Source organism: Streptomyces sp. LX-29, assembly GCF_029541745.1.
Lineage (GTDB): Bacteria > Actinomycetota > Actinomycetes > Streptomycetales > Streptomycetaceae > Streptomyces.
On record NZ_CP089746.1, the window covers coordinates 529660 to 550749 of the forward strand.

The following is a 21090-nucleotide window of genomic DNA, read 5'->3' on the forward strand; positions in this document are numbered from 1 at the left end:
CGAAGGGTCGACTCAGAGCGAGCCCACAGAGCCCTTCGAGTGATCGTCGGCGCACCCCGGACGCCGGTTCCCCGACGGAGCGGCGCCCACCCCGGTATGTCCGAAAACCGGCGGGTCGCACGGAGGTTCGTCTCAATCGCGATCATGAAACGCCCGCACCCGGCGGGAGCGCGGAGGTGCGGAGGGCGTCGGTCGCGCTCCCGTACGCGGGCGAGTGCGCCCGCACTCCCGCCGCCCCGGAAACGACGGCCCGCCGCCCGTTCGTCCGAACAGACGTAGCCCGGAGGGGGCGCGATCAGCGTTGGTCACGTGGGCGGGGAGGGGGCACATCCATGCGGCGGTGGATCCGCGTCCGGGCGACGCCGGCCTGCGTCGTCCTCGTCCTGGCGCTGCTGACCGGCGCGGTGGCCGCTTCCGGGGAGGAGCCCACCCCGGCGGGGGCTCCGTCGGCGGCCGCCGAGGGAGCCCGGGACGAGGGGCCTACGGCGTCCGGAGTGCCCGAGGCGTCCGGGGAGCCGACGTCCCCCGGCGGCAGGTCGGACCGCCGCGGTCCGACGCGGACGCCCGGCTCGACCTCGCCGACGCCACCGCCCCTGGGGGACCCCAGGCTGCGCCTGTCCGACAACCCGATCGAGGAGGGCTCCCCGGTCAGCGTGTCGGGTCAGGACTTCGACTGCGCGGAGGCGGACACGGAGTTGGCCGGCCCGCTCACGCTTACCGTGCCGGGCCGGGCGCCCCAGTCGCTGACGACCGACGACCTCGGATCGTTCGAGGCCCCGCTCCCCGAGGACCTGGCCCCCGGCACCCACACGCTGACGGCCGGTTGTGAGGCCGGGCCGGGCGGCAGCGCCAGCACCGTGCTGGAGGTCCTCCCCCGCGCCCGGCCCGGCCCCGCGCAGATCGCCTTGTCTCCCGACACCGGCTCGGAGGACACCCGGGTGGAGGTCTCCGGCACCGGATTCGACTGCGAGGGCGCGCTCTCCGTGCTGTGGGACGGGGCGGAGGTCCAGAACGCGACCCCGGACGGTGAGGGCGGGTTCGACGCGGGCTTTCGGGTGCCGGCCGGCGCCGGCGAGGGTGCCCATGAGGTCACCGCGCGATGCGGCGCCCCCGACGGCGTGGAGGCGTCCGAGATCTTCACGGTCACCCACCCCCACCCCACCCCTTCGCGCGACGCGACGACCGGTCCCGCACCCGAGACCACCGCACCGCCCGGCGACGCCACGCCGTCGGACGGTGAACGCGAGATCACCATCCATCTGGCCGGCTACCCCGCGGCCTGTCGGGACGGCAGCATCGTCATCGGCACCCGCACCCTCGACACCTGGCTGAACACGAGCTCATACGAGGGCGAAGCCGGCACCGGGCGCTGGGCCTTCATCGACCTGCATGCCAAGCTCCCGGCCGACCTGGAGGGCCGTCAGGAAGTGGCACTCTCCTGCCCGGGACGAGCCCCGGAGACCGCCGGAGCCATCGACCTTCCGCCGGCGGCGTACCTCAGCGTCTACGGGCTTTCGTGGGGGCCGGAACCGACGCGGGGCGGTCACGTGACTCCCACGCCGTCCGGCACCGGCCGCGGCAGCCCGTCCCCGAGCACGGCTCCCACCCCCGCCCCCACCGAATCGGGCTCCCACGTTCATGAGCCGAGCCCGCGCTCCTCCGGGAACGGTGGCTCCGACGACGAGGCGCCTGGCCTGGTGCGCGCCCTGCGGACGCCGTCGGACGTCTCCTGGGCGCTGAAGGACCTCGCGGGCTCCGTGGCGATGGCCGCCTGGTTCCTGCTGCTGGTGCTGCTGTTGGAGAAGGCGTTCCCCTCCCAGCTGGCGGACAACGCCATAGGGCGCTGGTCGCGGTTGCGCCAGGCCCGGCGGGGGGCCTCCGCCCGCCGGCCGCGGCCACCCCGCGCCGCGCGGCTGCCCGGCTGGTTGCGGATGGGGTGCTTCGCCCTGCTCGGCGGCACGCTGGTGGCCTGGGCCGACGTGGAGACCGGTTGGAACGCCGAGGCGGTGGTGAAGGTGCTCGGCGCGGCCGTGGGCGTGCTCATCACCCTCGTCACATACGAGAAGACGAAGGACACCCTGCTCCGGCCAGGGCGCGGCGGCGTCCGCGCCGAACTGCGCGTGGTCCCGGCGGGCATCGCACTCGCCCTCCTCCTGGCGGCGCTCTCCCGCGCCCTGGAGTTCCCCGTCCCCTACGTCTACGGCCTGGTGGCCGTCTACGTGGTGCTCAGCGGCACCCGTCAGGCGCCAGGTGACGGGCCACCTCCACCCCCTCCGGTCGCGCCGACAACGGCGCCGGACGGGAGGCCGCCGACCCGGGGCGGCTGGGCACCACCGACGGCTGGCGGGTCACCAGCTCCAGGCGGGTGGCCACCGGGTACGGGTGGCCGGGCAGCATCACCATCGGCCGACGGGTCGCCGGCTCCAGGCAGTTGGGGAGCCGCTCCAGTCGGCTGGGCACCACCGTCGGCCGGCGGGTCACCGGCTCCGGGCGGATGGGCACCACCACCGGCCGGCGGGGCACCGGCTCCGGGCGGGAGGCCACCGGCTCCAGGCGGCTGGGCGGCATTCCCAGCCGGCGGCGCACCGACTCCGGGCGGCTATGTCCCGACCCGGGTCAACCCCCTTCCGGGGCCGGCCGGTCCCCCACCGGGCCCGGTCGGGCCCGTGGCCGGGATCCCCAAGGGCCAGGCGGTCCTCCTCGGCGGGATCTGCGTCCTGGCCGCCGCGCTGGCCGTGTGGACCCTGGGGGCGTCCCGCGTCGAGGCGGCCCGTGACGCCTCGACCGGCAGCCCCTCGTATGTCCTCGCCTACACCCTGGGCCTGATCGTGATCGGCGGCGTCCAGGTCGTGGTCTTCGGGATGCTGCCGCTGTCCGGCATGGACGGCCACGCGCTCAAGACCTGGAACAGACCGGCTTGGTACGCGCTCTATCTGACCGCCCTGCTCTTCTTCTTCCATGTACTGATGCACACCGTCCATCCCGAGACCGAAGAGGGCCCCGCCGTCTCCGAGGATCTGCGCTGGCGGACGCTGGCCATCGCCACCGGGCTCTTCCTGGCAGCCTGGGCGTTCTCGCTCGCGCTGCGCCGGGCCGTGGCCCGCGCGGAGCGGCGGGCCGGCGTCGCTCCCCCGCCCACGCCCCCGCTCCCGCCTCAGCCGCCGCCCCCGAACGCGCCGCCACCGCCTCCGTCCTGGAGCGTGCGGCCCCCGTCCGGACGGGGGCCGAGGTGGTGAGCCGGACGCGCCACGAGGCGGTCCGGGCGCGCCCGGGAGTGGCCCGGGGGCGCCGCCGAGTGGTCCGGACGGGCGGAGGTGTGCTCGGGGCGCGGTGGAGGTTGCCGTTCGCGGCGCTGCTCTGCCTCCTGGCGATCGTCTCCGGCACCTCCCCCACCGGGGCGACGGCGGCCGCAGCCCCCGACCGCCCGGTGGTGGACACCACCCTGGGCGCGGTGCGCGGCCGTTCCCACGGCTCGTACGCCACCTACGAGGCCATCCCGTACGCCGCGCCGCCCATCGGGCCCGCGCGCTGGCGGCATCCGCGGCCGGCCCGGCCCTGGCGAGGCGTCCGCGACGCCGGCGCTCCCGGGCCGCGCTGCGCGCAGGTGGACCCGTTCAGCGGGGCGGCGGTCGGCTCCGAGGACTGTCTGTATCTGAACGTGACCGTGCCGACGGCCGGCGCGGTGCGCCCGGGGCGGCCCGCCCGCTTGGCCGACGGCACCGTGGACGGCGGCGACGGCGGGCGGGACACCACCCCCGCCCACGCCCTCACCTCCGCCGCGACTCTCTCCTCCGCCACCCCTCCCGCCTCACCCGGCAGGCCCGTGATGGTGTGGCTGCACGGCGGGGCCTTCCTGTGGGGCGCCGGCGGCGACTACCTCGCCGAGCGCCTCGCGGTCCAGGGCGACACGGTGGTCGTCACCGTCAACTTCCGGCTGGGTGTCTTCGGGTTCTTCGGCCACCCGGCGCTCGGCGGCGCTCCCGACGCGGGCCTCGCCGACCAGCAGGCGGCGTTGCGCTGGGTGCGGGCCAACGCGCGGCACTTCGGCGGGGATCCGAGTCGGGTGACCGTGTTCGGTGAGTCGTCGGGGGCGATGAGCGTCTGCGGGCAGTTGGTCTCGCCCGGCGCGGCGGGCCTGTTCCACCGGGCGATCCTGCAGAGCGGCTCGTGCCACACCGGCTTTCCACCGGGTGCCACGGCGCCGGACCGCCCCGCGTACGAGTCATGGGTGCCGCAGCGCCGGGTCAGCGAGGCGGGGGCGGCGGCCGCCCGTCGGCTGGGCTGTCCGGGCGCGGCGGCCGAGGCGCTGCGCTGTCTGCGCGCGCTGCCCACCCGCGAGCTGGCGACGGCAGGGCTGATGGACGAGTTCTCGCTGCCCGCCTACGGCAACGCGCTGTTCCCGGAGCGGCCCGATCGAGCCCTGGAGCGGGGCCGTTTCCAGCGGGTTCCGGTGATCCAGGGTGCCAACCACGACGAGATGCGGTACTTCGTCGGACTGAACTTCGCTGCGCACCCCATCAGAAGCGTGGACGACTACCGGGCCCGCTTGGCGGTGAGCTTCGGTCCCGCGGCCGAGGCCGTCGAGGCGCGCTATCCGGCGGCGGACCACCGGACGCCCGCGCTCGCCTGGTCGGCCGTGCTCACCGACCGGGGCTGGGCCTGCCCGGCCGTATGGACTCAGCGCGCGTTGGCCGTGCGGGTGCCCACGTACGGCTATGAGTTCAACGACGCGGACGCGCCGGTGCTGCCCGGCCTGCCGGCGGTGCCGGAGGTTCCGTACGGCGCGGCCCACGGTTTCGAGCTGCCGTATCTGTTCCCCGACGACCCGCCCTTCACCCCGGCACAGCGGGACCTCTCGGAGAGGATGATCGGCTACTGGACGCGCTTCGCGCACGCCGCCGACCCCAACGCGCCGGGTGCTCCGCCCTGGCCGCGCCTCCTCCCGCGCGGCCGCGCGGCGGTGGTCCAGTCGCTGGCGCCGGGGCCCGGCGGAATCGGCCCCGTGGACGCGGCCGCCGAACACCGCTGTGACTTCTGGCGACAGCAGGCACACGACCACCGCGCAGGCGGCCCGGAGGGCGGCTAGCGGGCGGGAGCGCGGTGGGAAGGGCGAGGGAGGGGCGGGACCGGGGGCGCCGGAGCTGGTGGGCCTCCACCGCCTACGGCTCCCGGGCGGCAGGCGCCCGTCGTCGTCCCTGGGAACGGTCGGCCGTCCCCGGGGCCGCACGACGTCAGACGGCCGTCCGTGGCCAGAGGGCCGCACGACCTCAGGGGGCCGCACGACCCCTCAGGGACCACACGACGTCAGGGTCCGCTGGACGTCAGGGGGCACACGACCCCAGGGGACCACACGACGTCAGGGAACGTACGACGTCAGGGAGCGGTCCGGCCGCCGCGCACGGCTCGTGCCAGGAAGCGGGGGCGGAACAGGGAGGCGGGGGGCCGGTCCATGCCGGCGACTCGCATGAGGGCGGCCGAGGTCTCCGCGTCCGACTCGGCGACCCTCGCCAGCCGCCGCAGGTAGGCCGCTCCGAGGCTGACACCGGGCAGGCGCGGCCCCGAGGCGCCGGTCAGCGGTGCGTCGCCGAGGGTGGCGAACCACCAGGCCGGGGCGGTGGCCCGGGTCGCCGCCCGGAAGTAGCGTCGCCACAGCCCCTGTACCCCGCCGCGCAGTTGTTCGTCCAACACGCGGGCCTGCGTGGCCGCGCTGGTCATCCCGGAGCCGTAGATCGGGTTGACGCTGCACATCGCGTCCCCGGTGACCAGGAAGCCCTCCGGAAAGCGGTCCAGGGAGTCGTAGCGGCGCCGGACCTGGGCCGGGTACTGCATGACGTGGATGTCGCCCACGCCGGTCGCCCGGGGCAGCACCTTCAGCAGGTACTCGGGTGCCAGCTGCTCCACGATGGCGGCGAACCGCTCCGGGTCCCCGGTCGGGCGGTCCGGGCCGTAGCCGTAGACGGTCAACGACCACTGCCCGTTCTCCCGGGCCACGAAGGCGAGGCCCAGCGGCCGGCCGGGCTCCGCGCCGACGCTGACGAGCCGGTCGTTGCCCAGGGCGTCCGGCGGCAGGTCGTACAGGCGGGTGGCGTAGCTGACGGCGACGTGCATGCGCTGTTCGGCGGGCTCCGGGTAGCCGAGGGCCCGCAGCCACGCCTGGGCCCGCCCGGAGCGTCCCGTGGCGTCGACGACGAGGTCCGCGGGGAGGTCCTCCCGCTCCGAGGCCCCGCTCCGGCCTACGGTGACCCCGGTCACCCGCCGTCCCGCGGCGGTGACCGGGTCCATCGCCTCCCAGCCGCGCCGCACCGAGACGTTGGGCAGCGCACGCACCCGCTCGGCGACGCGGTGTTCCAGCAGCGGACGGCTGAGGAGCACGGTCTCCCTGCCGATCTCGGTCTGCTTGAGCTGGTGGCCGTAGATGTACACCCGATGCTGGGTGAGGACGTTGGCCCGCACGGCGCCGTGCTCCGCGCACTCGGCGACGATCCCGGGGAAGAGCGAGTCGAATAAGTCCGAGGCCTTGAGCAGCAGGCCGTGCGGATGACGCCCCTGCGGGATGCCTCGTCGCGGGCCGTCGGTGCCGGACGCGTCGCGTTCCACCACCGTCACCCGTCGGAAGTGGTCCGCGAGCACCCGGGCGGTGAACAATCCGCTCATCCCGGCTCCGAGCACCACCGCGTGGTCCTGTGAAGTCGTCATGGTCCGTGCTCCTTCGGTAGTCGGTTCCCTGCGTGCCAAGGGGTCGCGCCGAGCCTCGGAGACGTCGTTTGGAGAAGGAGGGGGAAAGAAGTGGGAAGGGGCCGGGTCAGCTGCCCGGACCCGCGGGGGAAGGGGCCCGCCGGGGCGTCCGGCGTCCCGGTGGACGCGTGTGGGTCACCCGGACTCGGGGCCGGGTCACCGCCCGGACTCGCGTCGGGACCCGGGGCCCCGGCGTCGCCGCGACACGGGCCCGTACGACGGGCGTGGCGGTGCGCAGCCCGGAATCATCAGCTTACCCCCGTGATGTTCATGAGCAGATGATCGCTCATGGACCACAACCCGAACAACAGTGCGTCAACTGCACGGATATGCGCACCGGGTGGGGTCAACCGCTTCCCGGCGCCCGTCGGAACGTCGCCGAGGGGCTCGCCGACAACGCCGGTGGCGGGTGCTGGAGCACCCCTGAGTCGAGGGGGCTTCGAGGCCGAGGGAACCGTCACCCAGGAGCCCTCCGCTCCTCGCGACGCGACGTCCCGGATCCGCGGCGGAGTCAGGTGCCGAGTGGTGCGGGCAACAGGGCGCGCATGGTGGTGCGGACGGTGTCGAGGTCGACCGCCTCGGGGGCGACGCGCCATTGGGCGTGGAGTCCGATGACGACCCCGACCAGCAGCACCGCGACCGCTTCGGGAGTGGCCCCCGGGGGCAGAGCCTCGGCCGGGATCCAGCTCTGGGCGCCCTGCCGGAGCGCCGCGTGGAGCCGCGCGTAGTTCGCGCGGAGCGGCGAGTCGTCTTCCACCGCTTCGGCGAGCAGGGTGATGAACAGGCGTGTGTCGGGTCGGCGGATGAAGTCCATGAGCTGGTCGAGCGGATCGCCGGGCGGAGGCGTGAAGCGTCGCATGACGACCTGGAGTCGGTCGTCGACCACCGCTTCCAACAGGCCCAGCTTGTTGCCGAAGTGCCAGGGGATCGAGCCGCGGCTGATGTCGGCCCGCTCGGCGATGTCGATGAAGCTCGTCTGCCGGTAACCCTTCTCGGCAAAGAGCTCGGCGGCGGCCGCGATCAGGAGTCGGCGGCTCTCCTGGGTCCGTTCGATACGTCGCGTGGCCATGCGGTCCATCTAACCAGGTATGCCGAGCGACAGCGAAGATGCCGACTGGTATAGCCTGTGTTGACCAACACAGAACGGGGAGGTCCGCATGCGTGGGGCATGGAAGACCAGGGACGCACGGGACGCCGCGGGGCCGGCGAAGGCCCGGCCGACGACACGGGGGCTCGCATGAGGCTGGCGAAGTCCGCGCACCTCGCCCACCCGTGGCGGGTCCACGAGATCACGCGGGACTTCGCGGTCCAGGACGTCTGGTCGTTCCGCACGCCGGGCGCCGGGCCGGACGATTTCCCGGCGATGCTCACGGCGATCCGCTCGCACGGCCGTATCGATCAGCAGTCTCGGCCGGTGCGGGCGCTGTTCTCGCTGCGCTGGAAGCTCGGGGCACTCCTCGGGTGGGACAAGCCGTCGGCGGGCGTGGGTGGCCGGGTCGCCTCGCTCCGCGACCGCGTGCCCGGCGACCTGCGCGGCGCCTCGCCCGCACCGGACGACGGCGGCCCGGTCCTCACGGCGGTCTACCAGACCCCTGTGGAGTCCGTCCGCGAGCTGGCCAACAAGACCGTGCACACCGTGATGCACCTGGGCTGGGTGCGCGGCGCCGACGGCGACCACGAGCTGCGGATGGCCGTCCTGGTCAAGCCCAACGGAAGGCTCGGGCGGCTGTACATGGCCGCCATCGCGCCCTTCCGCCACCTCGTCGTCTACCCGGCGCTCACCCGGCAGTGGGAACGAGCCTGGCGCAACCGTGAAGGGATATCGCGATGAACACCGATATGCGGCTGCTGCGTTGGGCCGGCGCCCTCATGACCGTCCTGGGGACGGGGCACCTGGTCCTGCTGACGCTCACCCGCTGGGGGGACATCACCGACTGGGTCGACGAAGGGGCGTGGGCGGCCGTCCCGCTCTCGCTCGGGGACGCCCAGACCGTGGCCGACCTGGAGAGCAAGCTCGCCTTCTGGGGCGGCCCCGGCAGCTTCGGCGTGCCGCTGGTCCTGCTCGGCTGCCTCACCTGGCACCTCGCCGGACGCGGCGTGGCGATCCCGGCCGGCATCGGCTGGGGCGTCGTCGCGTGGTGCGCGGTCGGCGGCGTCCTTCTCGTTCCGTCGCCGTTCTTCGCCGGGATCGTCCCCGGCGTCCTCGTCATCGTGGCGGCGCGCCGAAACCGAACACCCGAACTGCCCGGCTGTCGGGGATGAGCGTCAGCCGGGGGCGGGGCGAGCGGCAGGGCTTCGATCGGTCCTCTAGTACTGCAACGGTGCTTGCCGTGACTGCTGGCCAGTTTGGTCGTTGGTTGCGTCATGGGTGGGGAACTTGCTGATGCCCGGTCGTGGGCTGGTGAACTGAGGGCCTTGCATGAGCGGTTCGTGCACCGTTTCTCCAGGTCAGAGCCGCGGGAGTCGGCTCTTGCCTATATGCAGGGGCTGATAGCTCCGCTGGAGCGGAAGAACGGATGGACGCTTGCCGAGGAGGCCGGGCATGCGGGTCCGGACCGGATCCACCGGCTGCTGAACCGAATCGACTGGAACGCCGATGAGGTCCTCGACGACGTGCGGGACTATGTCGTCGAGCATCTCGGCGACCCGGAAGCGGTGCTGATCGTGGACGACACGGGATTCCTGAAGAAGGGAGTCCGCTCGGCTGGGGTCCAGCGGCAGTACTCCGGAACCGCCGGCCGGACGGAGAACTCCCAGATCGGGGTGTTCCTCGCCTATGCCGGCGGCCGTGGCCGCACCTTGATCGACCGCCGCCTGTATCTGCCCACCTCCTGGACGGATGACCGTGAACGCTGCCGGGCCGCCGGCATCGAGGACACGGTCGCCTTCGAGACGAAGGTCGTCACCGCAAGGGCGATGGTCCGCCGGGCCATCGCGGAGAAGATCCCGTTCCGGTGGGTGACCGCGGACGCCGCCTACGGCTTCTCCAAAGGTTGGCGGACCGAGCTGGAGCGGGCCGATGTCTTCCACGTCATGGCCACGACCCGGCACGACACCGTCGTCACCCGCTGGGCCATGGACCACCCCGTCCACGACCTGTTTCCCGGTCTCCCGAGGCAGAAGTGGAAGCGCCGTTCCTGCGGCGACGGCGCCCACGGGCCACGGGTCTACGACTGGGCCAGGGTGGAGGTCCGTCCCTGGCACCGCGAAGACCGCCGGCATTGGGTGATCGCCCGCCGCAGCGTGAGCCGGCCGCAGGAGATCTCCTACTACATCGCCTACTGCCCCGCCGAGACCACACTCGACGAGCTCATCCGTGTCGCCGGCAGCCGGTGGGCAGTGGAGGAATGCTTCCAAAGCGCGAAGCAGGAATGCGGCCTGGACGACTACCAGGTCCGTCGCTACGACGGCTGGCACCGCCACATGACACTGGCCATGGCCGCCCACGCCTGCCTCACCGTCCTGCGGGCCCGCGAACTCGACACCGGGAAAGCAGAAACGGATCCTCCGACCTCGTCCCCCTCAGCCTTCCCGAGCTCAGACGCCTGATCCACCGCCTCACCCACCGCCACCCAGCACCCGTCGACCACGTGCTGCAGTGGTCACACTGGCGACGCAGACGACAACACCAAGCCCGCATCAGCCACTACAAACGACGCGGCCACACACCACCAGAAACTGCCAAACCCTCACAGCAAACACCGTTGCAGTACTAGGCGGCCCAGTGCGCCGGGCGGGTCAGGGTGCCCGGCAGCCTGGTGGCCGCGTCGCCCCTGGCCGCGTTGAGCTGGGGCTGGGTGAGGAAGATGCAGTCGGTGAGGTCGGCGCCGGACAGGTCGGCGTCCCGCAGGTCGGCACCGATGAGGTCGGCGAACCGAAGATCGGCGCCGGAGAGGTCGGCGGCGATGAGGTAGGCGCCGCGCAGACTGACGCCTCTGAGGTCGGCCCCCTTGAGCCTCGCGCCGATCAGATCCGCGCCCCTGCGGTCCTTCTTCTTGCGCCGTACGCCAGCCCGCGCGAGCTCGCTCGTGCGCAGCAGCAGCGTGTTGACGACCTGCCGGTGGGCCGCGACATCCAGCCCGCCGAGGGCCTCGGGGCTCTGGCGGGTGAGGCGCTCGGTCTCGTCGAGCACCCGTCGCACCTCGGCGTGGACCGGCCGGGCCGACTCCAGGGTCAGCGCCTCGGTCAAGTACCAGAGCAGCTCGTGGAGCTGTCGCACGACCGGGAAGACCGCGAACATCTCCCGGGCGCTCTCCGGCTCCTGCCGCCAGTCCCGCCCGCCGAAGGTGATCTGAGAGACCCTCTGTCCCGCCCCGAAGCAGTCGTAGACGGTGCAGCCGGGAAATCCCTCCTGCCGGAGGCGGGTATGGATGCCGCAGCGGAAGTCGGCGTCCAGGTTCCGGCAGGGCTTTCCGGCGTCCTTGGTGACGGCGAAGTCCGCGGAGGCCGTGAAGGGCAGGGCCACACAGCAGAGCCCGAAGCACTGCGCGCAGTCGCCCCGCAGGTCCGTCCGCCCCTGCTCGGGTCCCGCGTCATGACGTATCTCGGGCACGGTGTGTGGTTCCTCTTACCTGTCGCTCGATGCCTGCCGGGCCGGGACCCCGGCACCTGACCGGCCATTTTAGGCATCCGCCCGTCCGACGCCCGGCAAGAGCACGCGCTCCGGGCGGGGTCCGGGCCCGGTCGTCGCGTGTCCGGCCTCCGTCGTCGCGCACCCCGGGCCCCGTCATCGCGCGCCCGGCCCCGTCGTCACGTGTCCGGCCAGCCCCGTCGTGGCGCGCCCCGGGCCGTCCGCCGCGGCCTGGACCGACCGTCACCGGCACGTGCACCCCGCACCCGCTGCCGGGCACCGGGCACCCGCCACCGGGCGGAGTCCGCCGGCCCGGCCGGTCACCGCGGTCGGCCCCCATCCGACCACCGGGTCCCGACCACCGGGCCCCCATCGCCGGGTCCCGACCACCAGATCCCGATCTCCGGGTCCCGCTCACTGGGACTCGATTGCCGAGGCCCGATCACCGGGACCCGTTCACCAGGGCCCGGGACCCGTTCGCCGAGGCCCGGTCGCCGGGTACCCGGGCCTCGCGGACCAGCCGCCCAGAGCCTGCCCGGTCGCCGTGAGCCGTTCGCCGAGGCCCGTTCGCCGGGAGCCGCTCGCTGGGCCCGGGCGTCGCCGACCGGCCACCCAGGCCCGGCCCGGTCGCCGTGGCCCCCGGCCGGCCCCTTCGTCTCAACCCCCGACTCGCTGGTCCCCCACCGTCAGTGCCTCCAGCCCCGCGGGCAGCGGCCGCGCGTGCACCACGCCCAGCCGCTGCGTCGCGCGGGTCAGCGCCACGTACAGATCGCTGGTCCCGAGCTCGGCCGGCTCCACCACGATCACCGCGTCGAACTCCAGGCCCTTGGCCTGCCGGGGGTCGAGCAGCACCACCGGCTCGGTCAGGTCCGGGGTGGGGCCGGTGGACGCGCCCGGCAGGGCTGCCGACAGGGCCTCGTGCCGGTCGCGGGCGGCGATCACCGCGAGCCGGCCCACCGCGCGGTCCGCTCGATCCTCCGCCACGGCGTCGGCCACCGCGCGGGGCAGGTCGTCGGCGCGGCGCGCCCAGGGCCGTACGCCGGTGGCTCGGACCGAGGTCGGCGGCTCGAAGGAGCCGTCCACGGCGCGGAGCACTCCCGCCGCGATCTCCATGATCTCGGCCGGTGTGCGGTAGTTGACGCCGAGCCGGGTGTGCTCCCAGCGGTCGTCGACGTACGGCGTGAGGATCGCGTCCCAGGAGCCGCAGCCGCCGGGTTCCGCGGTCTGCGCCGGGTCGCCGACCAGGGTCATGGAACGGGTCGGGGTGCGGCGCATCAGCAGCCGCCACGCCATCGCGGACAGCTCCTGCGCCTCGTCCACGATGACGTGGCCGAAGGCCCAGGTGCGGTCGGCGGCGGCGCGTTCCGCGGCGCTTCGGTGGTCGGCCTCCTCGTGGCGCTCCGCGAGCGCTTCCGCGTCGATCAGATCGTGGGCGGCGAGCACCTCCGAATCCTCGTCGTCGCGGTCCTCGAACTCCTGGGTGCGGGAGCCGTAGGAGAGGTCGAGCACGCCCTGCGCGTAGGCGATCCGCTCCTGGCGCGCCGCCTCGGCGGCCACGCGGGCCGCCGCGTCGTCCTCCCCGAGGAGCTCGGCGGCCTCGTCCAGCAGCGGCACGTCGGCCGGGGTCCAGTCGCCGCCCACCCGACGGATCGCGGCGGCGTCGACCTCCGGGAGGTGGACGGGCTCGGCCAGGAAGTCCGCGACCAGTTGCCGGGGGGTGAGGACGGGCCACAGCTCGTCGATGGCGGCGTGCACCTCGGGGCTGTCCGCGACGGCCTTGCCGAGCTGGGCGATGTCGTCCGGGCCCAGCAGGTTCGGGCCGCCGTAGGGGTCGGCGCCCAGCCGGTCGGCCAGTTGGGCGGTGAGGGCGTCGATCAGGTGGAAGGCGAAGTACGGGCGGGCGAGGTTGTGCGGCAGCCGGGTCTCGCGGGCCCGCCGCCGTGCCCGCTCCGCCATCTCCGCGTCCAGCAGCAACGCGCCGTCCTCGTGGTCGATCGCGATGACCGGGTCGGGCAGGGACTGCCGGTCCGCCACGAACCGCGCCAGCACCTCGGCCATCTCGGCCCGGCCCTTGACCTCGGCCGCGCGGGGGGTGTCGGTGCCGCGCGCCGTGACGCCGGGGAAGAGCTCGCCGGGCGTGGCGAGCAGCACACCGGTCTCGCCGAGCGAGGGCAGCACCTCCGCGATGTAGCTCAGGAACGCCGGATTGGGCCCGACGATCAGCACCGCGCGGCGGGCCAGCAGTTCGCGGTGCGCGTAGAGCAGGTAGGCGGCGCGGTGCAGCGCGACGGCGGTCTTCCCGGTACCGGGACCGCCCTCGACGACCAGCACACCACGGTGCGGAGCACGGATGATCCGGTCCTGGTCGGCCTGGATGGTCCGCACGATGTCGTGCATCCGGCCGGTGCGCGCGGCGTCCAGCGCGGCGAACAGCACGGCGTCGGCGTCGGCGCCCTCGTGCCCGGTCCGTATGGTGTCGGAGAGGTCGAGGATCTCGTCGTGCAGGGCGGTGACCCGCTGCCCCACGGTGGTGATGTGACGCCGGCGGCGCAGTCCCATGGGGGTGTGGCCGGTGGCGAGGTAGAAGGGACGGGCGACCTCGGCCCGCCAGTCGACGACCAGCGGAGTGCGGTCGGCGTCGTCACGACGGATGCCGATACGGCCGATGTGGTGGTCGCGGCCGTCCTGGAAGGCCAGCCGGCCGAAGCACAGCCCACGCTCCCCGGCGTCGAAGGCGGCCAGCAGCCCGGACCGCTCGGCGACCAGCACATCGCGCTCCAGCCGCGCCTGGAGACCCGTCTCCTTGCGCGCAAGAGCCTCGGACACGGCCGTTTCGGCGCCGGCCCGGAGTTCGGCGAGACGCCCGTAGAGCAGGTCGATGAATTCCTGCTCACGACGCAATTCCTCGTTTGACAATTCGACTCCCGCTCGGATACGATGACTTCGTCGGGTTTTCTTATGTCTCGATAGCGGCGAGACATGGAAATCCCCAATATACGAGAGAAATCCCCCGGTCGGCAATCCGACCGGGGGATTTCTTTTTCCGTATGTCACCTTCGCCACGGACCGCGCGGGGCGAGCGCGCGGCGCAACAGCCCCAGCAGTGCCCGGGCGGCGGGGCTCGCCGGGCCGTCCGTGCGCCAGGTCAGAGCGATGCGCCCCCGCGGCCCGGGCTCGGTGATCCGCAGGGTGCGCAAGCCGAGCGCCGCGGCCGTTCCCGGCTCCAGCGCTGGGACGATGGCCACCCCCAGGCCACGGGCGGCGAGTTGGGTGAGCAGCGACGGGGCCGCCGCCTCGAAGGCGATACGGGGCCGAAAGCCGGCCTCCGTGCAGGCGCGTTCAAGGACACCGCGCAGCCCCGTGCCGCGCGGCAGGCTGATCAGCGGACGGTCGCGCAGGGCCGCCAGCGGGATGGCCCCGTCGGTGGCGACGGCGGTTTCGGTGACACTGACGGAGCCGAGAGCGGCCGCGACGGTTTTCGGGACGGCGCCGCTTTCCGGGGCATCGGCGCATTCCGGGGCGAGGGCGTTCCCGGGGGCGTGGGCTTTCCCCGGGGCTTGGGCGTTTTCTGGAGCGGTGGCGCTGAGGGCGGCGCTGACGGATTCGGCGACGGCGGACTCGGTGGTGACGGAGAAGTCCGCGAAGAGGAGCGGATCGTCGGGGGCGACGGCGGCGACCAGAGGCTGGTCCACCACGATCTGGGCGGAGGTGCCCGGCGGCGGGTGCTCGTCGACGAGTCCGAGGATGGCGATGTCGAGCTCACCGCGGCGCAGCGCGGCGAGCATCCGTTCTGAGGTGTCCTCGGTGAGCGCGATGTCGACCTGGGGGTGGTCGTCGTGGAACTCGGCCAGGACGGAGGCCACATCGAACTCGTGGGCGGCGGCGCCGGAGACCAGTCCGATGGTGACCTGACCGCGGAGCAGCCCGGTGAACGCGTCCACGGTCTGCCGCACGCCCTCAGCGGCCGCGAGCGCGGCTCGCGCGTACGGCAGGACGGCCTCGCCCACCTCCGTCGGGGTCACCGAACGGCCGGAGCGGTCGAGCAGGGGTTGTCCGAGCTCCCGCTCCAACTGCCGTATCTGCGCGCTCAGCCCGGGCTGCGCCAGGTGCAACCGGGCTGCGGCACGGGTGAAGTTGGCTTCCTCCACGACGGCGACGAAGTAGCGCAGCTGCCGAAGCTCCATAACTGATCATTCTAGTGGCGAGAACTACCGGCTCTTGGACTTATGGCGGCGCCGCACACACCCTGGAGAACATGGGGAAAGCGAAGGATGCCGAGGTCAGGGCCGCGATCGCGGCCGAACGCCAGGAGCTGGCCGATCTGTTGGACAGCCTGCCGGAGGAGAGCTGGGACGCGCCGTCGCTGTGCGCGGGGTGGCGGGTGCGGGAGGTGGCGGCTCATATGTCGCTCGGGTTCCGCTACTCGCTGCCGAGGGTGCTGCTGGAGCTGGCCAAGGCGCGCGGCGGACTGCACCGGATGACCGACCGGTGCGCCCGCAGGGACGCGGCGGCCCACTCGCCGCGGCAACTCGCCGGCTGGCTCCGGGACAACGCCCACCACCCCTGGACTCCCCCGGTCGGCGGCTTCGCGTCGGCGCTGGGCCACGACGTGGTGCACGGCCTGGACATCACGGTGCCGCTGGGCCTGGAACGCCGGGTCCCCGAGGACCGGCTGCGCGTTCTGCTGCGGAACGTCACCCCTTCGTCCGTCAGGTTCTTCGGCGCCGAACTCGACGGCGTCGAACTCCGCGCCGACGACCTGGACTGGTCCTTCGGCTCCGGCGCGCCCCTCGTCGGCGCCGCGCAGGACCTGTTGCTGCTCGCCTTCGGTCGCAGGCTCCCGGCGGGCCGCCTCAGCGGCGAGCCGGCCGACCGGTTCGCGCTGTCCCTCGGCTGAGGGGTCGGTCGCACCGGCGCAAAGGGACGGTCACGTCAGCGCGAGGGACGGTCGCCTCGACGCAAGGGACGGTCGCCTCCGCTGAGGGGACGGGCTCCTCGTCCCCTCACCTAGGCGCCGGCGCCTGGAGGCATGGGAGCGGAGTGCGCGAAGGTGCTGGGCGCGGGGCGGGCCGGTAGTGGAACGGGGCGCGATCCGCCCCTACCCGTGTGCGACCCGCCCCCTACCCGTACTACGTGAGAGCTACGCCGGAGGTGCACTCCGCGGCGGGACGCCGACCACACGGGCTGGATCTTAGTTTCGGTGCCGGAAGGACGATCGACGCCCGGCACGGAAGGATCCTTCGCCATGCCGCTCCGCCCGCACAGCGACCACCCGCTCCGCCCGCGCGACCAACGGCCGCTCCGCCCGCGGCGGAAACGGCTGACCCGGACCCTGCTCGCCGCGCTCGTCGCCGCGTCGGTGGTCCTGCCGGTGGCGGGCGCGGCCACGCCCGCGGACGTCCCGGCCCCCGCCCCCACGGCGCTCGGGCCGTTGCGGGACACGAGCCCGGTCGCGCTCGCCGGGCGGTACAAGGCCAGCCGGGCCGACATTCGGGCGGCCCAGCGGATGGCGGCCGAGCACGGGGACCACAGACGGGCCGCCGCGCTGCGGGCCATGGCGGACCCGGGGCGTCGTTTCCTCTTCTTCGACGGCCGGGACGGGGGCCGCGGCGTCGAGGTCTTCGGCGACCTGTCCTCGGCCGTGCGGATCGCCGTACTGGTCCCGGGTTCGGACACCAGTCTCGACCGCTACTGGCGTCTGCGGAGCGGCGCGAGGGCGCTGCTGCGGGAGTTGGGCGACGGATCGGCCGTCATCGCCTGGCTCGGGTACCGCACACCGAGCACGGTGAGCCCGGACGTGCTGACCACCGAGACGGCGGACGACGCCGTTCCCGCGCTGCGCTCCTTCGTCGCGGAGGTGCGGGCCGCGCGCCCCGCCGCCCGGATGTCGCTCCTGTGCCACTCCTACGGGTCGGTCGTCTGCGGCCGGGCCGCGTCCGAGGTGGATGTCGCGGACATCGTGCTCTATGGCAGCCCGGGAGTCGGTGCGGACACCGTCTCCGGCCTGCGTACGCGGGCCACCGTCTGGGCCGGCCGGGGCGGCGCCGACTGGATAGCCGACGTGCCGCACACCCGGCTGTGGACCCCCCTGGCCACCCTCGGGCTCGGGGCCGACCCGGTCTCTCCGGGGTTCGGAGCGCGCGTCTTCCCGAGCGGCGATGGCGGCCACAGCGACTATCTGACGCCCGGTTCGGTGGCGCTCGCCAACATCGCCCGGATCGCGTCCGGTCAGGCCCCGTCGGGGGAGGTCCGGCATGCGTGAGCTGATCCGCCGGATCGATGCCGCGACCCCACCCGGTCGCGACCGCGCGGTCGACGGGCTGCGCGCCTTCGCCATCCTCGGCGTGGTGCTGGGGCACTGGCTGGTGACGGCCCTGGTGGCCGACAGCGGCACGATACGCGGCGCCGGCCCGCTCCAGCGGATGCCCCAACTCGCCCCGGTCTCCTGGGTGTTCCAGACCCTGGCGGTCTTCTTCCTGGTGGGCGGGGAGGTCGCGGCGCGCGGCCACGCCGCGGCCCGGGCCGGCGGCGCGACCTACGGGCAGTGGGTCGGGGCCCGCATGGCGCGGCTGTTCCGGCCGGTCGCGGCCCTGCTGGTGGTGTGGGCCCTGGCGGGGGGCGCGATGCTCTCCTCCGGGGTGGAGTGGGGGACGGCGCGGACCCTGTGCAGGCTGGCGGTGGCCCCGCTCTGGTTCCTGCTGGTGTTCGCGGCGTTGACGGCGGCGACGCCGTTGGTGGCCAAGGTGCATCCGCTGTGGCCGCTGGCCGCGGTGCTCCATGTCGACCTGATCCGCTTCGGCGGCCTGGGCGGCCCCGACTGGCTGCCATGGGTCAACGAGGCTGCCGGCTGGATGGTGCCGTACTGCCTGGGCGCCGCCTGGGCGCGGGGCGCCCTGCGGTCCCGCAGGACGGGCTGGACACTGCTGTGCGGGGGTGTGGCCGCCACCGCCGTCCTGGTGCTGGGGGCCGGCTATCCCGCCGCGATGGTCGGCGTGCCCGGTGCCGAGGTCTCCAACCTCGCCCCGCCCACCCTGGCCGCCGTCTGCTTCGGTCTCGCGCAGTGCGGGGCGGCCCTGCTGCTGCTCGGTCCGCTGCGCCGGGTCCTGCGACGCCCCGCCGTCTGGGCGGCGGTGGCGTTGGTCAACCTGTCCGCCATGACGGTCTTCCTCTGGCACCAGACCGCGATGATGGCCGTGACCTCCCTCGGGCTGTTGGCGGGACGGCCGTTGCCCGGTCTGCACACCGTTCCCGACGGGGCCGCTTGGGTGATCACCCGGATAATCTGGCTGCCGGTGTTCGCGGTGGCGCTCCTCGCGTGCTGGGCCGCGTTTCACGCGTACGAGCAGGGCGGCAGGGGTCGGGGCGGCGGAAGCCTGGTGGTGTGCGGGCAACGGCCCGCACGGACGGCGGCGTGCCGATGCCCGAAGTCGACGAAGTGAAGAGGGAGGCCCCTGTGGCGCACGCGGAACGCGCGACGGATGGGGAAGGGCAGCGCGGGCCGAGGGCCGGCGAACGCCTGACGGCCGCCCTGCGGTCGGTGCCCCGCGCCCTGCGGGAGGACCTGTGGACGGTGGCCCGCGATCCGCTGCCCCGGTTTCGGTTGCTGGGGTGGTTGCCCCACGTGCACGTGGTGCTGTTCGCGGTGGGGATGCTCCTCCTCAACCTCGACCAGCGTCCCTCGACGGTCGAGCCTTCGGCAGCCGTGTGGCTCATCGTCGTGGTCCAGTCGGCGACCGTGGTCCTCGCCCTGGTCCGCCCGGTGCCCGCCTGGTGGCTGTCGACGATCGGGTTCTTCGTGACCGTGGCGGCGCAGCCGCACGGCGCTTCATGGCCCTCGAACGCGGCGGCTGTCGCGCTGCACACCATGATCCTGCTCCTCCTCTCGCTGCGGGTCCGGCTCCGGGTCGCCGTCGAGGCGCTGGCCCTCACCATCGCCTCGGGACTGGCCTCCGCCGCCGTCACCGTCCAGGCGCAGCATCAGAACGTCATGAGCTGCGCGGTGTTCTTCACGACGGCGGTGATCGTCGGCGCCTCGTTGCGCACCGGGCGGGTGGCTCGCAGGCGGCTGGTCGAGCAGGAGGTCCTCACCGCCGAGGAGCGGGCCCGGCGCACCCTGCTGGAGGAGCGCGGTCGCATCGCCCGTGAGCTGCACGACGTGGTCGCCCACCACATGTCGGTGATCTCCATTCAGGCGCAGGTCGCCCCGCACCTGGTGCGGGATCCGTCGGAGGAGCTGAAGGAGAATCTCGCCGGCATCCGCCAGAACGCCGTCGAGGCGCTCACCGAACTGCGCCGGGTGCTGGGCGTGCTGCGCTCCGAGGAGGCGTCCGCCGAGGGCGAGCGGCACACCCCGCAGCCCACCCTCGACCGGCTGGACGAGCTGATAGGGAACGTCCGCGGTGCTGGGCTCACGGTCACCGCCGAGACCACGGGCGCTCCGCGGGCGCTGTCGCCGGGGCTGGAGCTGTCGGCGTTCCGCATCGTCCAGGAGGCGCTCAGCAACGCGATGCGGCACGCACCCGGTTCCCAGGTGAAGGTCGCTCTCGCCTACCATCCCGCGGGGCTGACGGTGGGGGTGTCCAACACGGCGCCCGACCGGCCCGGCCCGCCCTCGACCGGCGCAGGGCACGGTCTCCTGGGCATGCGCGAGCGCGCCGCCCTGCTCGGCGGCGACCTCGCCACCGGCCCCACCCCGGACGGCGGCTACGAGGTGACCGCCTTCCTCCCCGCTCCCGCCCCCGCCGTCGCGGGGCGTTCCACCGACCCCGTGTGAGGCAGTCCATGACGTCCCCCATCCGCGTGCTGATCGCCGACGACCAGATGATGGTCCGTCAGGGGTTCACGGTGTTGCTCAACGCGGAGCCCGACATCGAGGTCGTCGGACAGGCCGTGGACGGCCTCGACGCCATCGCCCAGGTCGCCGAGCTGGCCCCGGACGTCGTCCTCATGGACATCCGCATGCCCCGCCTCGGCGGCATCGAGGCGACACAGCACATCACGTCCCCGGCCGACGCGGCCGTCAAGGTGCTCGTCCTGACCACCTTCGACCTGGACGAGTACGTGTACGAGGCGCTGCGCGCGGGCGCCTCCGGCTTCCTCCTCAAGGACGCCTCGGCCGCCGAGCTCGCCCAGGCCGTACGGGTGGTGGCCGCGGGTGAGGCACTGCTCGCCCCCACGGTCACCAAGCGCCTCATCGCCGAGTTCTCCCGGGTGACGGCCGCTCCCCGGGCCCCGCTCAAGCAGCGGGTGGGCGATCTGACCGACCGGGAGACCGAGGTCCTGTCGCTGATCGCCCAGGGCCTGTCCAACGCCGAGATCGCCACGCGCCTGGTGGTCGCGGAGCAGACCGTCAAGACCCATGTGAGCCGCATCCTGGTGAAGCTGGGCCTGCGCGACCGGACGCAGGCCGCGGTCTTCGCCTACGAGACGGGTCTGGTGCGCCCGGCCGGTTACTGAGGTCCGGCAGGCGTCCGAACAGCGCGGAGCGAGGATGAGCGGCATCGGGCTTCAGCCCCTCCGGCGCGGGTCCTCCGCGGTGTCGTCGGCCATGTTCCCTCGCCTGGCTCGCGCATGACTCCCCGGTACGGGACGAGCTGACAGCCTCTCACCGACCGCCCCGCCGGCGGCCGGCAACACGCGCGCCCCGCCCCTGCGGTGAGGCGTCGACGGCGTACCGACACAGCTTTCGGAATCCATCATTCCGTCCTGTTTTCCACCGTAGCCCCGGGCGTGGCATGATCACGCAATCGAACCGCTCATGGACGAGCTCCACGGGCGGTCGTCCT

15 protein-coding genes are annotated in these 21090 nt (G+C 73.6%); 10 read left to right on the forward strand and 5 right to left on the reverse strand.

Going from position 1 to position 21090, the window contains the following annotated elements; translation table 11 throughout:
- Positions 1–332 precede the first annotated feature (332 nt).
- Together LRS74_RS02425 and LRS74_RS02430 are read left to right on the forward strand one after the other, a co-directional pair.
- Entirely contained in the window at positions 333–3236 is a 2904-nt protein-coding gene (locus LRS74_RS02425) for an FGLLP motif-containing membrane protein (RefSeq protein WP_277739397.1), read from the forward strand.
- Between the two features lie 101 nt (positions 3237–3337).
- A complete protein-coding gene (locus LRS74_RS02430; RefSeq protein WP_277739398.1) occupies positions 3338–5086 on the forward strand; it encodes a carboxylesterase family protein in 1749 nt (582 codons plus the stop codon).
- A 287-nt stretch (positions 5087–5373) separates the two neighbouring features.
- Here LRS74_RS02430 and LRS74_RS02435 read toward each other — a convergent pair whose 3' ends face one another.
- Positions 5374–6696: an FAD-dependent monooxygenase gene (locus tag LRS74_RS02435; RefSeq protein ID WP_277739399.1), complete on the reverse strand. Its 1323-nt coding sequence runs from the start codon at positions 6694–6696 to the stop codon at positions 5374–5376.
- Positions 6697–7246: 550 nt separating this feature from the next.
- Complete coding sequence (locus tag LRS74_RS02440; RefSeq protein ID WP_277739400.1) at positions 7247–7804, reverse strand: TetR/AcrR family transcriptional regulator; 558 nt, start codon at positions 7802–7804, stop codon at positions 7247–7249.
- A 168-nt stretch (positions 7805–7972) separates the two neighbouring features.
- Here LRS74_RS02440 and LRS74_RS02445 point away from each other — a divergent pair, with 168 nt between their 5' ends.
- The 3 genes from LRS74_RS02445 to LRS74_RS02455 all read left to right on the forward strand — a co-directional run bounded on the left by LRS74_RS02445 (position 7973) and on the right by LRS74_RS02455 (position 10284).
- On the forward strand, positions 7973–8566 hold the full coding sequence (locus LRS74_RS02445; RefSeq protein ID WP_277739401.1) for a DUF2867 domain-containing protein: 594 nt from the start codon (positions 7973–7975) through the stop codon (positions 8564–8566).
- Positions 8563–8997: a DUF6463 family protein gene (locus tag LRS74_RS02450; RefSeq protein WP_277739402.1), complete on the forward strand. Its 435-nt coding sequence runs from the start codon at positions 8563–8565 to the stop codon at positions 8995–8997. Before LRS74_RS02445 ends, LRS74_RS02450 begins: the two co-directional genes overlap by 4 nt.
- A 102-nt stretch (positions 8998–9099) precedes the next feature.
- Positions 9100–10284: an IS701 family transposase gene (locus tag LRS74_RS02455; RefSeq protein WP_277739403.1), complete on the forward strand. Its 1185-nt coding sequence runs from the start codon at positions 9100–9102 to the stop codon at positions 10282–10284.
- 163 nt (positions 10285–10447) lie between these two features.
- On the opposite strand, the gene LRS74_RS02460 is transcribed toward LRS74_RS02455, so the two are convergent.
- The 3 genes from LRS74_RS02460 to LRS74_RS02470 form a co-directional block, all read right to left on the reverse strand.
- Positions 10448–11278, reverse strand: coding sequence for a pentapeptide repeat-containing protein (locus LRS74_RS02460; RefSeq protein WP_277744563.1), 831 nt, complete (start codon positions 11276–11278; stop codon positions 10448–10450).
- A 684-nt stretch (positions 11279–11962) separates the two neighbouring features.
- Entirely contained in the window at positions 11963–14206 is a 2244-nt protein-coding gene (locus LRS74_RS02465) for an ATP-binding domain-containing protein (RefSeq protein ID WP_277744564.1), read from the reverse strand.
- 149 nt (positions 14207–14355) lie between these two features.
- Complete coding sequence (locus tag LRS74_RS02470) at positions 14356–15489, reverse strand: LysR family transcriptional regulator (protein WP_277739404.1); 1134 nt, start codon at positions 15487–15489, stop codon at positions 14356–14358.
- Between the two features lie 71 nt (positions 15490–15560).
- On the opposite strand from LRS74_RS02470, the gene LRS74_RS02475 reads away from it, so the two are divergent.
- From LRS74_RS02475 to LRS74_RS02495, 5 genes are all read left to right on the forward strand, one after another.
- Positions 15561–16202 carry a maleylpyruvate isomerase family mycothiol-dependent enzyme gene (locus LRS74_RS02475; protein WP_277739405.1) on the forward strand — a complete coding sequence of 214 codons (642 nt, stop codon included), beginning with the start codon at positions 15561–15563 and terminating at the stop codon, positions 16200–16202.
- 348 nt (positions 16203–16550) lie between these two features.
- A complete protein-coding gene (locus LRS74_RS02480; RefSeq protein WP_277739406.1) occupies positions 16551–17567 on the forward strand; it encodes an alpha/beta hydrolase in 1017 nt (338 codons plus the stop codon).
- Positions 17560–18744, forward strand: coding sequence for an acyltransferase (locus LRS74_RS02485; protein ID WP_277739407.1), 1185 nt, complete (start codon positions 17560–17562; stop codon positions 18742–18744). Before LRS74_RS02480 ends, LRS74_RS02485 begins: the two co-directional genes overlap by 8 nt.
- 14 nt (positions 18745–18758) lie before the next feature.
- Positions 18759–20078 (forward strand): sensor histidine kinase, encoded by a 1320-nt coding sequence (locus LRS74_RS02490; protein WP_277739408.1) that lies wholly within the window; start codon positions 18759–18761, stop codon positions 20076–20078.
- Between the two features lie 8 nt (positions 20079–20086).
- Positions 20087–20761, forward strand: coding sequence for a response regulator transcription factor (locus LRS74_RS02495; RefSeq protein ID WP_277739409.1), 675 nt, complete (start codon positions 20087–20089; stop codon positions 20759–20761).
- Positions 20762–21090 lie beyond the last annotated feature (329 nt).